Genomic DNA, 15,551 nt, shown 5'->3' with positions numbered 1-15,551 from the left:
GTAGGGAAACCCTGACCCCGGCGCGGACGCAAGATCCGCCCCCGGACTAAGTGAGCCGGCATCCAGCCTAGCTAGAAGTTCATGCCGCCGCCCATTCCACCCGTCCCGCCACCGCCCATCACAGGCGGCGGCTGCTTGTCTGGTCTCTCTGCGACCATGCACTCCGTCGTGATCAGGAGGCCCGCCACCGACGCGGCATCTTGCAAGGCCGTGCGGACAACCTTGGTCGGATCGATGATACCCGCCTTGAACATGTCGACGTACTCTTCCTTCTGAGCGTCGAAGCCCCAGCTCGCATCGCCTTTATCTAACAGCTTGCCGACGACGACAGCGCCGTCGCAACCGGCATTTTCGACGATCTGCCGACACGGCGCCTGCAGGGCGCGCCGGACGATGTCGACGCCGGCTTGCTGGTCGCTGTTTCCTGGCTCGACCGTATCAAGCGCCTTCGAAGCGTAGAGCAAAGCGACGCCGCCGCCGACGACCACGCCCTCCTCGACCGCAGCACGGGTGGCATGCTTGGCGTCGTCAACCCGGTCTTTTCTCTCCTTCACCTCGGTTTCGGAGCCACCGCCGACGCGGATTACCGCGATGCCGCCGGCCAGCTTGGCGAGCCGCTCCTGCAATTTCTCGCGGTCGTAGTCGGAGGTGGTGTCCTCGATCTGAGCGCGGATCTGGTTGCAGCGGCCGGCAATGTCCTCATGCTTGCCGGCGCCCTCGACGATGGTGGTTTCATCCTTCGTAACCATCACCTTCTTGGCCTGACCCAACATGTCGAGGGTGACGTTCTCGAGCTTGATGCCGAGATCCTCGCTGACCGATTGGCCGCGGGTGAGGATGGCGATGTCTTCCAGCATCGCCTTGCGGCGATCACCGAAACCCGGCGCCTTGACTGCCACCACCTTCAGGCCGCCGCGCAGCTTGTTGACGACGAGGGTGGCGAGCGCTTCGCCCTCCACGTCCTCGGAGAGGATGAGTAGCGGCCGCCCCGACTGGATGACCAACTCAAGGATCGGCAGCAGTGGCTGCAGGCTGGAGAGCTTCTTCTCGTGAATCAGAATGTAGGGATTCTCAAGATCACAGGTCATCTTCTCGGCGTTGGTGACGAAGTAAGGCGAGGTGTAGCCGCGGTCGAACTGCATGCCCTCGACCACCTCGAGGTCGCTGGTCAGGCTCTTCGCCTCCTCGACGGTGATCACGCCCTCCTTACCGACCTTGCCGATGGCCTTGGCGATCATGTCGCCGATCTCGCGCTCGCCGTTGGCGGAGATGGTGGCGATCTGGCCGATCTCCTCATCGGTGGAGATGCTCTTCGAACGCTTCTTGAGATCATCGACGACGGCGACAACGGCGAGGTCGATGCCGCGCTTCAGGTCCATCGGGTTGAGCCCGGCTGCCAGTGACTTGACGCCCTCGCGGACGATGGCCTGAGCCAGCACCGTCGCCGTCGTGGTCCCGTCTCCCGCCTCGTCGGACGTCCTGGTTGCGACCTCGCGCACCATCTGCGCGCCCATGTTTTCGAACCTGTCGGAAAGCTCGACTTCCTTGGCAACCGTCACCCCGTCCTTGGTGATGCGCGGCGCCCCATAGCTCTTCTCCAAGACAACGTTGCGACCCCTGGGACCCAACGTCACCTTCACTGCATCGGCGAGGACGTTGATGCCGTGCAACATCTTCGTTCTCGCATCGGTGCCGAATTTCACATCCTTCGCAGCCATGGCTGGACAGCTCCCATTAGCGACCAATGAACACGGGGTGATTAACCCTCGATAATCCCGAAAAGATCGGGTTCTATCGTGATGAGGAACTCTCGCCCGTCGATCTTGACCTCGCTGCCCGACCATTTGCCGAACAGCACGGGGTCGCCAGTCCTGACCTCGAGTGGAATGCGTTCGCCGTCCTCGCCACGCGCTCCTTGGCCGACGGCGACCACCGTTGAGCCGCATGCGCCGCGTTACGCCGACGTGCAATGGATCGACCACGCAACGCGCCGATCCTCCCGCTGTGGGCGACCGTATGCGATATGTTTGACAGCGAAAAAGACGGCGAAGGCAATCGACCGGGCGCTCACTCATGCCGCGACAAAACAAGGGGGCCCTGCTTTGGGCAGAAGAGACAGTTGTCACTCCCGCTCGTTGATGCCTTCGCCGTTCGCTCGTTATCATCACCACGAATTTATAATCTAGAACCGGTGAGACACTGGGCGCGCTAATCCATGTTAGCATTCTGGATTTGTCGTGGTCCGGGTCAGGCCCACAGAGGCGGCATCGCTCGCAATTTCGGTGATGGTCGTGGTTGAGGCGGGCGCCGTTGGTCGGAGTTCTGCGATGGAGTAACCGGCTAGCACGGACTACGGTCGGAACGCTCGCAGACCAACGAAGCGACGCGATACCGACGGCGACCGAGGCGAGGCCTGCTATTCGCGGAAGCGGTCATATACACCCGTCGAAGTCCACGCCGCCATCTTGAGCCTGCGGCATACCTCCAAGCATGTCCCGAAGGCGGGTATGTGCGCGATCGACTAAGAAGCGGATTCTATCCACCGTACAGCCGCAGATATGCGCCGCATTCGCATACGAAAAACCTGCTGGGCCAATGAGGATGAGCGCCGCGCGCTGCTCAGCAACCAATTGCAGCAGAGCAAGCCGAAAAACGATGAGGGAGACATCTTTCTGCAGGGTCAACTGGCTCGGCGAGGGGGTCTCCTGGCTGACGGTGCTTCCGAAATTCAGCGGCCCGCTGTTCCCCGGGTCGGAAAAGTATTGAGCATATAAAATCTTAAACAATGATAATCCGACGTCGGTCTCCGACCTGACCCAGTCCCCATCGTGCAGAGCCTTGACCACAGCCGCGTACACGCAGCCGTCGGCGTGATCGCGATCGTCGTCAAGCGTATGCGCAAAAGCTCTCAGATGCTGAATAACCGGGATGATCATCGTGTCACGATCGCCGGTTTGCCTCGACATGGAGTGACCGGTGTAATTCATTGTGCACTGTCCCGTATGATCGAGGCTCAGCTACCTCGAAAACGGTAAACGCGGACAGAGCGCGATGCACTAACGTGGGTCAGTCTCGGCGCCCTTTATCCCGGAGGTCTGGCCAACTCGCACGGAGACCTCCCAGCGTCACGTTCCGTCGATGCCGCCGTTGAGGTAGGTGCTATCATATCCTGCCAGTGCCCTGAGGCCGGGCAGGTCCTGGATGATCACCTGACGCTTCGTCAGCGTGATCAGTCTCCGCTCGCGCAGTTGGCGAAGGACCCGATTGACGTGAACGGCGGTCAGGCCAAGCGCATCGGCGAGGACGTACTGGTTGAGCGGGCAAGCGAAACCTTCAGAGGTCGCCAGACCGACCATTTTCAGCCGGTGCCCCAGCTCGAGGAAAAGGTGCGCCAGGCGTTCGATGGCGTCGCGGCGGCCGATGTTGACCAGATGTTCGACCACCATCGCCTCGTCGCGCGACGTGGCCCACAGGATGGCGATGGCGATGCGGGGAAACTGACGGAAGATCTCGGCCAACGTTTGCCGTGACACCTCGCTGATCACGGCGTCGGTCAGGCTGGCGAACGAATGATCCGAGGTCCGCAGCAGGACGCTGCGCAGGCCCATGAAATCGCCCGGCAGCGGAAAGCTGATGATCTGCCGGCCGCCGTTCGGCACCAATTTGTAGCAGTTGGCCCAGCCTTCCTGCAGGATCCAGGCTCGGTGATCCGTTTGTCCTTCGTAGACGATCTCGGTCAGCGCCGAGACACTGCGACGGCGCGACTGCAGCGAGGCGAGGCATGCCATCTCGTCCGGCGACAAGCGGACGAAGGTGTTCAGCTTTTTCGCCAAAACAGTTTCGACCTGAGCCAAGTGTTATCCTTCTATCTCCGCCACGGGCCCCGTGGCGGAGCCCCAAACGTTCGTCGCCATATCGGTTCGCCGGCGATGGATCTGGCCGATCATAAGGCCCGATCGGTTAACGCAATTGAATACCGATAGTTCGAGCGCGGCTATCACACGTTAGTATCTCCGCGTCGATCAGAGCGTATTATTCATCATCAATCGAATTGGAGCGTGGCTCGGCATTCCGCAGGATTATCGCTCCGAATGGAACGCTCATGAATACGATTTCAGATGTCGCCGGCCTGGCTGCCCTTTCGATCTGCGAGTCGATACTTTTGTCGCTGACGGATCTCGATATCATCGAACAGGGAGAGGCCGTCTGCATCCTCGAAGACGCCGCTGCGGCACACCGCGGCGCTATCGCCGAGGCGAAAAACCCCGAAGCGCACGAGGCCGCCGCCGTCGTCATCGACCGCATCATCAAAGGCAAGAATTCGGTGCCGCGCGACAACGGATGACGTCACGCGCTCCTTGTTGTCCCAGGTTCCTACCATATCTCCTGCCGGTCGATCCTGAAGTCAGAGGTGAAATTAGTGCAGCTGTTCGAGTGCCAGCATTGCGGCCAGCTCCTCTTCTTCGAAAACACCCGCTGCGAGAGTTGCGGACACACTCTCGGCTACCTGCCCGAACTGTCCGTTCTCAGCGCACTCACGCCGGAGGGCGACGGTCGCTGGCGGCCTCTCGCCGCTCCCGACTGGGTAACTCAGTTCTGCGCCAACGCCGCGTATCAGGCCTGCAACTGGCTGGTGCCGGCGGCAGGCCCGCTGATATTCTGTAACGCCTGCCGGCTCAATCGGACCGTTCCAAACCTCGGCGTGCCGGAGCAACTGCAGCGCTGGCAGCGTCTCGAGGCGGCCAAACATCGGCTCGTTTATGGACTGCTGCGGCTTGGCTTGCCCTTGGTCGGCCGGGCCGAAGAGCCTGAGACCGGACTGGCGTTCGACTTTCTTGCCGATTCCGGCAGCAGCGACACCCTCGACCCGGTAGAGATCATTACCGGCCACATCCGTGGTTTGATCACGATCAATATCGATGAAGCGGACGACGCCAAGCGAGAGCGGAGCCGGCAGGACATGGCCGAGCCGTTCCGGACGCTGCTCGGCCATTTTCGCCACGAAATCGGTCATTACTATTGGGATCGCCTCGTTCGCAATGGCGTCTGGTTGAGCGCGTTCCGCAACCTGTTCGGCGACGAACGGCAGAACTATCTCGCGGCATTGGGCAACCACTATGCAGCTGGCCCACCGGCGGACTGGCAGGAGCGTTTCGTCAGCAGCTATGCCAGCACCCACCCGTGGGAGGATTTTGCCGAAACTTGGGCGCACTACCTGCATATCGTCGACGCACTGGAGACCGCATATGCATTCGGCNTGTCCGTCTGCCCGTGGGCCGGACGCGATCCGGCACTCCGAGCGAGCATCGACTTTGATCCCTACCGCCAGAAGGATTTCAATACGCTCGTTCGGGCTTGGCTGCCGCTCACCTATGCGGTCAACAGTCTCAACCACAGCGTCGGCCAGCCCGACCTCTACCCATTCGTCCTGGCACCGACGGTGATGGGCAAGTTGCGGTTCGTCCACGGCCTCATTCACGTCGTGGAGCAAAACGTGCCCGCTCTTAAGTGAGGTGATGTGGGCATCTCTCGCCGGCGCCCCTGCAAGCGCTCCTGCACAGGCACGATCGTCAGACTGGCTGGGGACATCAGAAGACGAAACGACCGCCGTTAGCGGGCGGTCGCATGGACTAGCTCCCCGCTGCATCAGTGTTAGTGGCTCACTGACTCCTTCGCAGTGGGCTCAGCCTTAACCGCCGCCGCGTCCGTGGTAGGCTGCGGCGCCGCGCGATTGAACTCGTGCAGGGACTGGACAACCCGGTCACCGATCGCGCCTACCGCATCGAGCTGTGCCTTCGAGACCATTTCGGCGAGTTCGCGCATGCTCCGTAGCGCCGTATCGAAGCCTTCCTTCATGAGCGAGGCCTGCTGCGTCGCAATGTCGAGTGGCGTGCCAGCCTTGGCAAGTGCTTCCAGCGAGCCAGCCGTGTGGTTCATGGTCTCCTGGAAAATTTCCGCCTGTCGCTTGCCGATAGCTTGAGCGCCATCCAATGTCGTGCGACTGGCGTTGGCCAAAGCCTCAATGTTCTTCCGCTGCGTCGCCATCACAGCCTCAACGTCGACGCCAGGAATTGCGAGCCATTTCAGCTTTGTTACCAGATCCTCTGCGATCTTTGAGGAATCCAAGAATTGATCATACGTTTTTGTCATCACATACTCCAAAATAATACCGGTCTAATGGGAAGCGCCGGCAACTCCGTATCTGTAATGATATTCTCTTAGATACTATATTAATATATAGTGTGCTCTTTGGTGTATTTCAATATGCGGGAGTATATCTAGGCCAACCGTGTCTCGCGCAGGTCGCATTCATGGAGCAACGGCATAAGGCGGAGGAGCTGCTGGAATGCTGTCGCCGAACCGACTGTGCCCGTTTCCGGCAATGACTAATCGGCGAGCGTCCGCTGTGCTGTTCCACCCCCGGTGGTTGCAAGCGAAGCCGCCCTCATGCCGGATTGACGGCGTCGATATCCGTGGGGCCGAGGAGCAGGCCCAGTCCGGCCAGTTCGAGAGCTTCGTCGAGGAGTGACCGCACAGCGCCGGCTGTCCGCATCGCAAGCGCGCGATGCAGGAGTTCTTCCGCCTGACGGCGGTGGATCGTCCGGATCACTTTCTTGATTCGCGGCAGCCGAGGCGAACTCATGCTGAGACTATCGACTCCCATGCCCAGCAAGGCGACGGCGCCGGCCGGGTCGCCGGCCATTTCGCCGCAGACGCTGACCGTCCTTGCTGCGCTGTGCAGGTCGCGAACGGTTCGGTAGACGGCGTCGATGACCGCCGGATGGAGAGGGTCGTAAAGCCCGGCGACTCGATTGTTGTTGCGATCGACCGCGAGCAGGAACTGGGTCAGGTCGTTAGTACCGATGCAGACGAAATCGACCTCGCGCGCCAGGATCGGTGCGAGAGAAACTGCGGACGGCACCTCGACCATGACGCCAAGCGGCGGACGTCCAGCGTCGACATCCTCGTCGCGCAAGTCACGCAACGCCCGCTCGTACAAGGCCCGGGCGGCCTCGACCTCCTCCATCGCGCTGACCATCGGCAACACTACCTGGAGGTTGTTCAGACCGGCGTTGGCTCGCAGCATGGCCCGCATCTGAATGAGAAAAATCTCCGGATGGTCCAGAGTGACTCGGATGCCGCGCCAGCCCAGCGACGGGTTCTCCTCGACGACCGGAAAATACGGCAACGATTTATCGCCGCCGATGTCGAGGGTGCGCATGATGACCGGACGCGGCGCAAACGCCTCCAGCACCTGCCGGTAGGTCCGATACTGGGCGTCCTCGCTCGGAAAGCGCTCCCCCAACATGAAGCTGAGTTCGGTCCGGTACAGGCCGATCCCTTCCGCGCCGCTGCCAAGGGAGGAGGCGACGTCGGACAATAACGCCACGTTTGCAAAGAGACGGACACGCGTGCCGTCGGGCGTTTTCGCCGGCTGATCGCGCAAGTCCCTGAGATCGGCGGACAGGCCTTCTTCATGTCGGATGATCTGCTCGAAGCTCTGCAGCACAGCCGGCGACGGATTGATGAACACCCGGCCGCGATAGCCGTCGATGGCGGCAAGGGCACCGTCAAGGTGGCCGATCGGCAGATCGCCGATGCCCATGACCGCAGGAATCCCGAGCGAGCGTGCCAGAATGGCCGCATGCGAGAACGCCGAACCGCGAGTGCTGACGATGCCGACCAGGCTCGTCACCGGAATGTCCGCCATCCCGGCAAGACTGATCTCCTCGTCCATCAGGATGCATCGGTTCGGGCAGGAGCGGGGTAAGGCACCGCGCGAGTGGAGATGCAGAAGGATGCGGCGTCCGAGACCGCGGATATCCTCGGCGCGGGCGCGAAGGTAGGGGTCCTCAAGGTGCTCAAAGTATCCCGAATACTCGCCGATCGTCTCGCGGAGCGCGCCCGGCGCCCAATTTCCGGCGTGCACGCGTTCGACTGCGGCGGCAATCAGCTGATTGCTGTCGAGCAGCATGACGTACGCATCGAGGATCGCCTTTGCCTCGACTGATAAGGCGGCTCCCAACTGTTCGCTGCGACCGCGGATCTCCGTCTGCGCAGCGCTGAATGCCGCCCGTAGCGCCGCCTCTTCGGCATCCCTGTCGGCAGGTACGCGATCGGGAACGGCGGCGAGGTTGGCAAGCGGGTCGGGAAGAGTTATCGTGCCAATCGCCACACCCGCAATGCCGGGAAGCCCTTGGAGAAAATCCGGCGTTTCGGCGTGTTCGCGCAGCAGCCGGCTGATCGCATCGCCGCGGGTAACGTCGTTGATTGCACCGGCCAACTGGGCGGCGATGGTAACGAGGAAGGCGACCTCGTCGGAATCGAAGCGGTGCGTAGACGCGCGTTGGACGACGAGCACGCCGAGGACACGGCGGAGGTGGATCAGCGGCACGCCGAGAAACGACGGGTAATGCGTCCCGCCTGGTTCGGGACGGTAGCGCGGATCGTCCGGTGCAGCCGCCAAGTTGACCGGTTCCTGCCGTTCACCGACACAACCGACGAGGCCTTCGGTAAGCCCGAAGCGGAAAACTCCCACCTGCGCCGGGTCCAATCCCTCTGTCGCCATCAGGACGAAGTGGCCGCCGGCGGCATCAACGAGATAAACCGAGCAGGCGTCGACCCGCATCGCATCCCTGACCCGGCGCACAATGATTGCAAGCGCCTCGTCACGATGACCCGCTGCGCTGACCTCCTCCACGACGCGCCGCAAAGCTTCGAGCATTCCGCGTTCCTATCGTTGTCGACGGTCTTCGGCCGCGCTCTGTGGGTGCGGACGGTGTCGACGATAGCGAGCCGCCTGTTGTCGGTTGTGCGGAACGCGCCGCAGCCGACGGCTTCTTGCCTTACCGATCACAGTAGAACCAATCCGCGCGCTCCGGCAAGTTACCCTTACGCGTCACATCCTCCGGGCGATTGCGCGTCCGCCAGCCGGCTCCCTCTCCGGCAAGGATGCTGCGCTTTGTAACGATCGCGGTGGCCGCACCGTTGGTATCGGCCACCGCTCCAGCCGCGGAAGCAGACCCGCGGACGGCAATCAAACTTCCCCCGAAATGCGGTGCGCACTCCTCGAACACATGCGCCATCACATGGATGCGCTCGACGACGTTGATGGCACAGCTTGCCGCCGCCGATTTCAAAGCCGCGGCGATTGTCACGCACGAACAGCTTGTACCCGGGTGCAGGCCTTGGACGTTATCTGCCGGTGGAGTTTCGCGAGATGGGGCTGGCCATGCACCGTGCCGCAGCAGAGTTTGCCGGCGTCGCCGAGGCGGCGCCGGTGCCGCCGACGGCAGCCGACTGGAAGACGACCATGACAGCGCTCCAGGCCATCTCCAACCAGAGGCCCGCCTGCCACTCCGCGTTCCGCGTCGAGTAGACGCGGAACGCGACGACGAGTCATGCGCTCCTCGCCCAAACTCCTCTGTAGGAGGCCAGCGGACCAGGGGCACCCCGGCGCCGGCTCGGTAGTCAGAATGGAGACTGTTATGCAGACAAGAGACATGTCGTTCGGCATGATCATGGCGTTCCTGGCGATGGTGGTATTCGCCATGCCGGCAACGGCCCAAAAAGGGACGGGCGAGCGGACCGGCGTCGCTCAACATGTCAATCGGCCCTTTAATTGCGGGTGGCATGTCAAGGCCTGTTTGTGGTGCCAACGCCGGGGTCATGGTCCTTTCCGAGGTCGCGGCCTCATGATGATGTTCGGGTCGGGTGCCTCAACGTGTGGAACGACATGCGGCGGAGCCGCTATCAGCCGATTGACCGAGGTCACCGCAACCACCGTCCCGGCGGGGACATCACGGGTTCCGCAACGCGGGCCCGAGAGACGATTGTAGTGGGTCAAGCCATCTTCGGCTGGCCCCATTCGAAGACGGTGCCGTCGACCCAAATGCAGTGGAGGATGATCGCCATCTTGCGGGCGATCGCCACCTTGGCCTTCTTGGCGCCGATGCGCTTCATCAAGCGGACGCCCCAGGCCTTGAGCGTCGACCACTTGTGGGTGCGGTGGAGAAGCACACTTGCCGCTTCGAACAGGTAGGATCGCAACAGCCGATCGCCCCAGCGGGAGATGCGGCCAGTGGTGTCCATCTCGCCGGATTGGCGACGACGGGGTGTCAGGCCAAGATAGGCGCCGACGGCGGCGGCCGATTGAAAGCGCGAGGGATCGTCGATGGTGTGGCGGAAGGTCAGGGCCGTCACCACGCCGACACCTGGGACGGTCATCAGCCGCCGGGTCGTCGCATCGGCCCGGGCAAGACGTCTGATTTCGTCGTCGAGCTTTCTCTGCTGGCGGCAAACCTGCTCATGAATGGCGAGCAGCGGGTCAATAATCGGTCGAAGCAAGTGGTCCTCGACCAGGAGTTCGCACACATGCTGGCGGAAGCGCGAACCGATCGCCCGGCCGAACAGCAGGCCGTATTCCTTGAGCATGCTTCGCACCTGGTTCTCAAGATCCCGGCGGATGCCGACGAGCCGGGCGCGAGCGACCAGAGACGAGCGGATGGTCTGGCTCTGCTCGCTCTTGATGCGGACTTCACGATACCAGCCGATGCGGACGAGTTCGGCAAGGCCGCGCGCATCATTCTGGTCGCTCTTGTTGATCCGCACCGACAGCGCGGCGTGGGCATGACGCGCGTCGATGCAGACGACCGGCAGCCCGACCCGCTTGAGCTCATGCCAGAGCCAGCTCGCCATGGCGCCAGTCTCGAAGCCGATGCGCTCGGCAAAAGGCGCCCGCTTGCGGATCATCGCGGCCAATGCCCCGGGCTCCGACTTCGCCTTGCCTTCGAAGACGAATTTGCCGGCGTCATCGACGACACAAATCGAGGTTTCTTTTTGCGAGACATCCAAGCCGACGTAGTGCTTCACCGTTCGCTCCCCATTCCCTTGGTGTTAATCGCGTAAGCCGCGAGGTAAACCGTTGGGGTGGACGGCCCCGCGGCATCTGGTGCCAAGGTTCGCTGTCAAAGTGAACAGGAGCCGTCCATGACCGAGATTACCCGCATTGCGATCGACACGTCCAAGTCCGTCTTCACCCTGCATGGCACGGATGCCGACGGGCGGGCGGTGCTGCGACGCAATCTGCGCCGCCAGGACATGGTGCCATTCTTCGCGCGCCGACCGCCGATGGAGGTGGTGCTGGAGGCCTGCGGCGGCTCGCATCACTGGGGCCGTGTGCTGGCTGGGCTCGGCCACACGGTGCGGTTGATCCCGCCGCAATACGTCAAACCCTTCGTCAAGCGCGGCAAGAACGATCGCAACGATGCCGAGGCGATCAGCGAAGCCGCGGCCCGGCCGGAGATGCGCGAGGTCGCGGTCAAGTCGGCGAGGCAGCAGGCCAACGCGATGCTGCTGTCGGTGCGCGAGCTTCTGGTGCGCCAACGCACGCAGCTGGTCAACGCGCTGCGCGGACACGCGGCCGAGTTCGGTCATGTCGCCCGCCTTGGCCGCCAAGGCGTGGCAAAGCTGCTGGCCGATGTGGCAGAGGACGCGGAGCTGCCGACGCCGGCGAGGGACGCATTGGCGTTGCTGGGCGCCGAGATCGGTCGGCTGGATGCGCGGCTGGCCGAAGTCGACGCCAGGCTGGTGGCGCAACACAAACAGACGCCAACCAGCAAGATGCTGGCGGAGGTGCCGGGGATCGGGCCGATCGGCGCGTTGAGCCTGGTGCTGCGGGTCGATTTCAGCCAGTTCAAGTCGGGGCGGCATTTCGCCTCCTGGCTGGGGCTGACTCCGCGCGAGCATTCCACCGGCGGCAAGACGCGGCTGGGCGGGATCAGCCGCGCCGGCGACGAGCGGCTGCGCCAGTTGCTGGTGCTGGGAGCGACCGCGGTGATCCGACAGGCCAAGCCGGGAAAGGCCTCGGCGTGGCTGATCGCTTTGCTGGCAAGGCGGCCGCGCAAGCTCGCGGCGGTCGCCCTGGCCAACAAGATGGCGCGCATCGTCTGGGCGATGATGACGAGTGGAGAGGCGTATCGCCAGCCGGCAACCGCTTGACCACTCGTTGATGCCGCAGGTGCAGGGCTGAGGACGGAGAGATGCTGATCGGTCGAGCCGACGATCTAAAGAGCCCGGGTAGCCCGGTGGCCATCAAGGCCGCCCATCCGTTTGGGCGTGGATCGCGGAACCCATCTGGGCCAGCGGACATCGTGCCGCGCAAAACAGGCCGGACACACGACTGCCATCGCACCAGATCAGATTTTCTCCCCCTCACCCCTTGCACCCAGGGGGCCGTCCACACACGTTCTACAGGCGAACTCAGACCGCAATTACGTCATCGTGCGGAAACGGGACCCTGGATCGGCGTTCAAAAGGGGCTCTGACTCAATTTTGATGAAGTTGGGGCGCTGTATCGCATTGGTTTCACAGAGGAACCAACGTGATGCAGNNCAAGCTCTCCGAGTCTCGGCCCTCGTCCCGCCCGGCTTTGAGGTGATGAGCTTCGTCTGTGATGGCGCGATGACCATAATCACCGCCCGCCACAGTGGCAAGTCCAGTTGCTATCCCGGATGTGGCGCACCGCCCGGGCGTATCCACAGTCGATACCTCCGACGCTTGGCTGACTTGCCATTAGCGGGCCGGCCGGTTCGGCTCGTGGTTGTTGCGCGGCGCTTCCGCTGTGACGCAGTTCTGTGTTCGTGCCGCATTTTCACCGAGCGCTTCGATGACGCTGTGCTGGCGCCGTGGGCGCGACGAACGGCGCGGCTCGACTATGTGGTCCACCACCTCGGACTTGCCCTGGGCGGGCGCCCGGCGGCATGTTTCGCGCATCGGCTCATGCTGCCGGTGAGCAATGACACGTTGCTGAGGGTCGTGCGCCGGCGCGGCCGTGCGCGCTTCGTTCCGCCGACGGTGATCGGCATCGACGACTGGGCGTGGCGGCGGAACCAACGCTACGGGACAATCATCTGCGACCTCCAGCGACGCCGGCCGATCAGTCTCGTGCCCGACAGAGAACCTGCCACCGCGCAGGCTTGGCTGGCCGACCAGCCACAGATCGCCATCGTCACGCGCGACCGCGGCGGAGGTTACGCCTTGGCGGCGGCCAATGCGTTGCCGCAGGCTACCCAGGTCGCCGATCGTTGGCATCTCATGGAGAATGCCAGCCAGGCCTTCCTCGACGCAGTGCGCAAGTCGATGCGTCAGATCCGATCGGCGGTCGGCGCCACGACGATTAATCCCGACCTGCTGACCGCCGCCGAGCGCATCCAGTATGAAGGCTATTTGCGGCGCGAGGACACCAACGCCGCCATTCTCGNNCAGGCCGAGAAGGGAGCCTCGATCAAGGAGATCGTGCGCCTCACGGGACATAGTCGCGGCCTCGTCCGCAGAGTGCTGCGAGGTCAGCGGTCGGATGTATTCAGGGTGCGCGAAAGCTCGCTCGAACTTCATCTTCCATGGCTCGACGCGCAATGGGCGGCCGGACAACGCAACGGCGCCGACCTATGGCGGCACCTCAGGACCCTTGGCTTTCGCGGTTCGCTCCGGGTCGTCACCGAAAGGGCCACCCGTCGTCTCCGCGCCGACAAGGCGGACGCCGAGAGCCTGCACCGCGTTCCATCCGCGAGAACCATCACGCGGCTCATGACCACCGGCCGCGATACGCTCACAAAGTCGGAAACCGTCACCATCGCCGCCTTTCACGCCATGATCCGCAAGAAGGCCGAGGCGGATCTCGATCCATGGCTCGAGCGGGCCCGGGCAAGCCTCGTCGCGCCCTTCGCCAACGGCGTCACCAAGGACAAGGCCGCCGTCACCGCCGCAATCGCGTCAGCTTGGTCAAACGGCCAGACCGAAGGGCAGATCACCAAGCTCAAGCTCGTCAAACGCCAGATGTACGGCCGTGCCAAGCTCGACCTGCTTGAAGCCCGGCTCATTGGCGCCGGCTTTGACCCCCGCTGCACCAAAATTGCGTCAGAGCCCTTATTGCATGCCGATTCAACGCCGGCAAAGGCCAATGCTGTAATTCGCGTCCTGAGTCTTCTCTTGGGGTTTGCAGTAGAAGAAGGATTTTTGGATCGTAACCCAGCGTCATCACCTCGAATGAGGAGCGGGCCGCCCAGACAGCAGCAGTGGACAGACCGTGATATCGCAATATTCTCTGAGCTTGCGAGGTCAGATGATCGACGGTCCCTTGAGCTAGGTCTAAAGTTCGGCTTTTCCTTGGGCAGCATCAGTCAGATATATTGGTCATAACTTGGCATCAATATGAAGGACAGGTGATAACACTCAAAAAAAAAAACAATCATAATAGTTTCCATTCCCGTCACCGCTGAATTCAAGGCATTACTTGACCGAACCAAGAGAACATCCACCCATATTGTTGTCTTGGAAAAGACAAAGCAGCCCTACAAAGCATTTTATTTTCGGCACGCGTTTAGACGCGCAGCCAATAAAGCGGGCCTGAAGGATCTTCAGTTTCTCGACTTCAGATGCTCCGCGGTCGTACGTCTCGCAGAGGCTGGCTGCACGATTCCGCAGATTGCTGCGATCACTGGGCACCAGTTGGAGCGCACGAAGGCGGTCTTGGAAACGTATCTTCCGCGAAACTCGGAGATGGCGAAAGCCGCTATCCACACGCTGGAGTCGTACAGAAACAGAACGAAGTCGCAAACAAGCTAGGAAAGTGGTCGGAAAAGTTGGAAACCCTTTCGTAACCCCTTGATGTTGGTAGGCGCGGCGGGATTCGAACCCACGACCCTCTGATTAAAAGTCAGATGCTCTGCCGACTGAGCTACGCGCCCTCGCACTTCCCCCGGACCGTCCGCTGCACTTGCCGACAGCGAAGGCAAGGGATTCCTCCCCTGCCCGACCCGGGCCCTGAACATGGTATTGCCTGCGGTCGCGGCGATACGTCAAGGCCGTTCTTTCATCGTGTCCATCGCCGCCGACGGTGCCGTCCCCGCCGCCGCCACAATGAGGCTTAGAAGACCGCCTGAAACTGGTGCTGCCCCGCCAGTTTCTCCGACACCCGGCGCTCCACCTCCGCCGGCACGAAGGAGCGGATGTCGCCGCCCAGAACCGCCACCTCCTTGACGAAGCGCGAGGCGATGAACTGCTGACGTTCGGACGCCATCAGGAAGATGGTCTCCACCTTCGGATTCAGCCGCGTGTTCATCCCCGCCATCTGGAATTCGTACTCGAAGTCCGAAACGGCACGCAGGCCACGCAAAATCATCGACGCCCCCAGCTCGACAACAAAATGCATCAGCAGGTTGTCGAAGGAACGGATCTGGATTCGGGTGCCATCGCCATTGNNCAATTTGGCAACCTGCTCCTCCAACATCTCCACCCGTTCTTCGAGGCTAAAAACNGGTCCCTTGCCGGGATTGGCGGCAACGCCGATCACCAGCTGGTCGACCACGCGCGTGCCGCGGGCGATGATGTCGAGGTGACCATTGGTCACGGGATCGAAGGTGCCGGGATAAACCCCGACGCGCGCTATACTCAACGTCTTATTCTCCTCCCGCGGCGTCTTCCCGGACGCCTGGATTAGTCATGCTGATCGCCCCCTTCGAGCCTGCCTTTTCGCTTTTTATTGTTTTCAA

General features: G+C 62.3%; 13 protein-coding genes, 1 tRNA gene and 2 pseudogenes. 6 read left to right on the top strand and 10 right to left on the bottom strand.

Features of this window, described 5'->3' with window-relative positions; genetic code table 11:
- Nucleotides 1–71: 71 nt before the first annotated feature.
- The 4 genes and pseudogenes from groL to HQ394_RS18025 all read right to left on the bottom strand — a co-directional run bounded on the left by groL (nt 72) and on the right by HQ394_RS18025 (nt 3,854).
- The gene (gene groL, locus HQ394_RS18040) at nt 72–1,718 is read right to left on the bottom strand and encodes a chaperonin GroEL (RefSeq protein ID WP_190261352.1); all 1,647 of its coding nucleotides are present in this window, start codon (nt 1,716–1,718) and stop codon (nt 72–74) included.
- 41 nt (nt 1,719–1,759) lie between these two features.
- Nucleotides 1,760–1,933: pseudogene (locus tag HQ394_RS18035) on the bottom strand (co-chaperone GroES); the annotation flags it as partial.
- Between the two features lie 499 nt (nt 1,934–2,432).
- The gene (locus tag HQ394_RS18030) at nt 2,433–2,987 is read right to left on the bottom strand and encodes a hypothetical protein (RefSeq protein WP_190261350.1); all 555 of its coding nucleotides are present in this window, start codon (nt 2,985–2,987) and stop codon (nt 2,433–2,435) included.
- A gap of 138 nt (nt 2,988–3,125) precedes the next feature.
- Complete coding sequence (locus HQ394_RS18025) at nt 3,126–3,854, bottom strand: Crp/Fnr family transcriptional regulator (protein WP_190261349.1); 729 nt, start codon at nt 3,852–3,854, stop codon at nt 3,126–3,128.
- Between the two features lie 197 nt (nt 3,855–4,051).
- Here HQ394_RS18025 and HQ394_RS18020 point away from each other — a divergent pair, with 197 nt between their 5' ends.
- On the top strand, nt 4,052–4,345 hold the full coding sequence (locus tag HQ394_RS18020; RefSeq protein WP_223291698.1) for a hypothetical protein: 294 nt from the start codon (nt 4,052–4,054) through the stop codon (nt 4,343–4,345).
- A 66-nt stretch (nt 4,346–4,411) separates the two neighbouring features.
- Nucleotides 4,412–5,512 carry a zinc-binding metallopeptidase family protein gene (locus HQ394_RS18015; protein WP_456151457.1) on the top strand — a complete coding sequence of 367 codons (1,101 nt, stop codon included), beginning with the start codon at nt 4,412–4,414 and terminating at the stop codon, nt 5,510–5,512.
- A 140-nt stretch (nt 5,513–5,652) separates the two neighbouring features.
- Here the strand turns inward: HQ394_RS18015 and HQ394_RS18010 are convergent, their stop codons facing one another.
- The 3 genes from HQ394_RS18010 to HQ394_RS18000 all read right to left on the bottom strand — a co-directional run bounded on the left by HQ394_RS18010 (nt 5,653) and on the right by HQ394_RS18000 (nt 9,158).
- Nucleotides 5,653–6,150 carry a phasin family protein gene (locus HQ394_RS18010; protein ID WP_190261348.1) on the bottom strand — a complete coding sequence of 166 codons (498 nt, stop codon included), beginning with the start codon at nt 6,148–6,150 and terminating at the stop codon, nt 5,653–5,655.
- A gap of 295 nt (nt 6,151–6,445) precedes the next feature.
- Nucleotides 6,446–8,725 carry a phosphoenolpyruvate--protein phosphotransferase gene (ptsP, locus tag HQ394_RS18005; protein WP_190261347.1) on the bottom strand — a complete coding sequence of 760 codons (2,280 nt, stop codon included), beginning with the start codon at nt 8,723–8,725 and terminating at the stop codon, nt 6,446–6,448.
- Between the two features lie 121 nt (nt 8,726–8,846).
- Nucleotides 8,847–9,158 (bottom strand): hypothetical protein, encoded by a 312-nt coding sequence (locus HQ394_RS18000; protein WP_223291697.1) that lies wholly within the window; start codon nt 9,156–9,158, stop codon nt 8,847–8,849.
- Nucleotides 9,159–9,169: 11 nt separating this feature from the next.
- On the opposite strand from HQ394_RS18000, the gene HQ394_RS17995 reads away from it, so the two are divergent.
- Nucleotides 9,170–9,379 (top strand): hypothetical protein, encoded by a 210-nt coding sequence (locus HQ394_RS17995; RefSeq protein ID WP_190261345.1) that lies wholly within the window; start codon nt 9,170–9,172, stop codon nt 9,377–9,379.
- Nucleotides 9,380–9,843: 464 nt separating this feature from the next.
- Here the strand turns inward: HQ394_RS17995 and HQ394_RS17990 are convergent, their stop codons facing one another.
- Entirely contained in the window at nt 9,844–10,872 is a 1,029-nt protein-coding gene (locus HQ394_RS17990; RefSeq protein ID WP_190261344.1) for an IS110 family RNA-guided transposase, read from the bottom strand.
- A gap of 117 nt (nt 10,873–10,989) precedes the next feature.
- Between HQ394_RS17990 and HQ394_RS17985 the strand changes: the two genes are divergently transcribed.
- The 3 genes and pseudogenes from HQ394_RS17985 to HQ394_RS21355 all read left to right on the top strand — a co-directional run bounded on the left by HQ394_RS17985 (nt 10,990) and on the right by HQ394_RS21355 (nt 14,625).
- Entirely contained in the window at nt 10,990–12,000 is a 1,011-nt protein-coding gene (locus HQ394_RS17985) for an IS110 family RNA-guided transposase (protein ID WP_190261343.1), read from the top strand.
- A gap of 438 nt (nt 12,001–12,438) precedes the next feature.
- Nucleotides 12,439–13,884, top strand: a pseudogene (locus tag HQ394_RS17980) (ISL3 family transposase); the annotation flags it as partial.
- Between the two features lie 363 nt (nt 13,885–14,247).
- Entirely contained in the window at nt 14,248–14,625 is a 378-nt protein-coding gene (locus HQ394_RS21355) for a tyrosine-type recombinase/integrase (protein ID WP_190263395.1), read from the top strand.
- A 46-nt stretch (nt 14,626–14,671) separates the two neighbouring features.
- Here HQ394_RS21355 and HQ394_RS17970 read toward each other — a convergent pair.
- Nucleotides 14,672–14,747, bottom strand: a tRNA-Lys gene (locus HQ394_RS17970).
- Between the two features lie 179 nt (nt 14,748–14,926).
- Nucleotides 14,927–15,454, bottom strand: a complete 528-nt coding sequence (gene coaD / locus HQ394_RS17965; protein ID WP_190261342.1) for a pantetheine-phosphate adenylyltransferase — start codon at nt 15,452–15,454, stop codon at nt 14,927–14,929.
- Between the last annotated feature and the right edge of the window lie 97 nt (nt 15,455–15,551).

The sequence above is a fragment of the Defluviicoccus vanus genome, from assembly GCF_014672695.1.
In the GTDB taxonomy this organism is placed as follows: Bacteria; Pseudomonadota; Alphaproteobacteria; order Rhodospirillales; family Defluviicoccaceae; genus Defluviicoccus; species Defluviicoccus vanus.
Note: the sequence above shows the minus strand (reverse complement) of the source record. Positions and strands in the feature narration are given on the sequence as shown.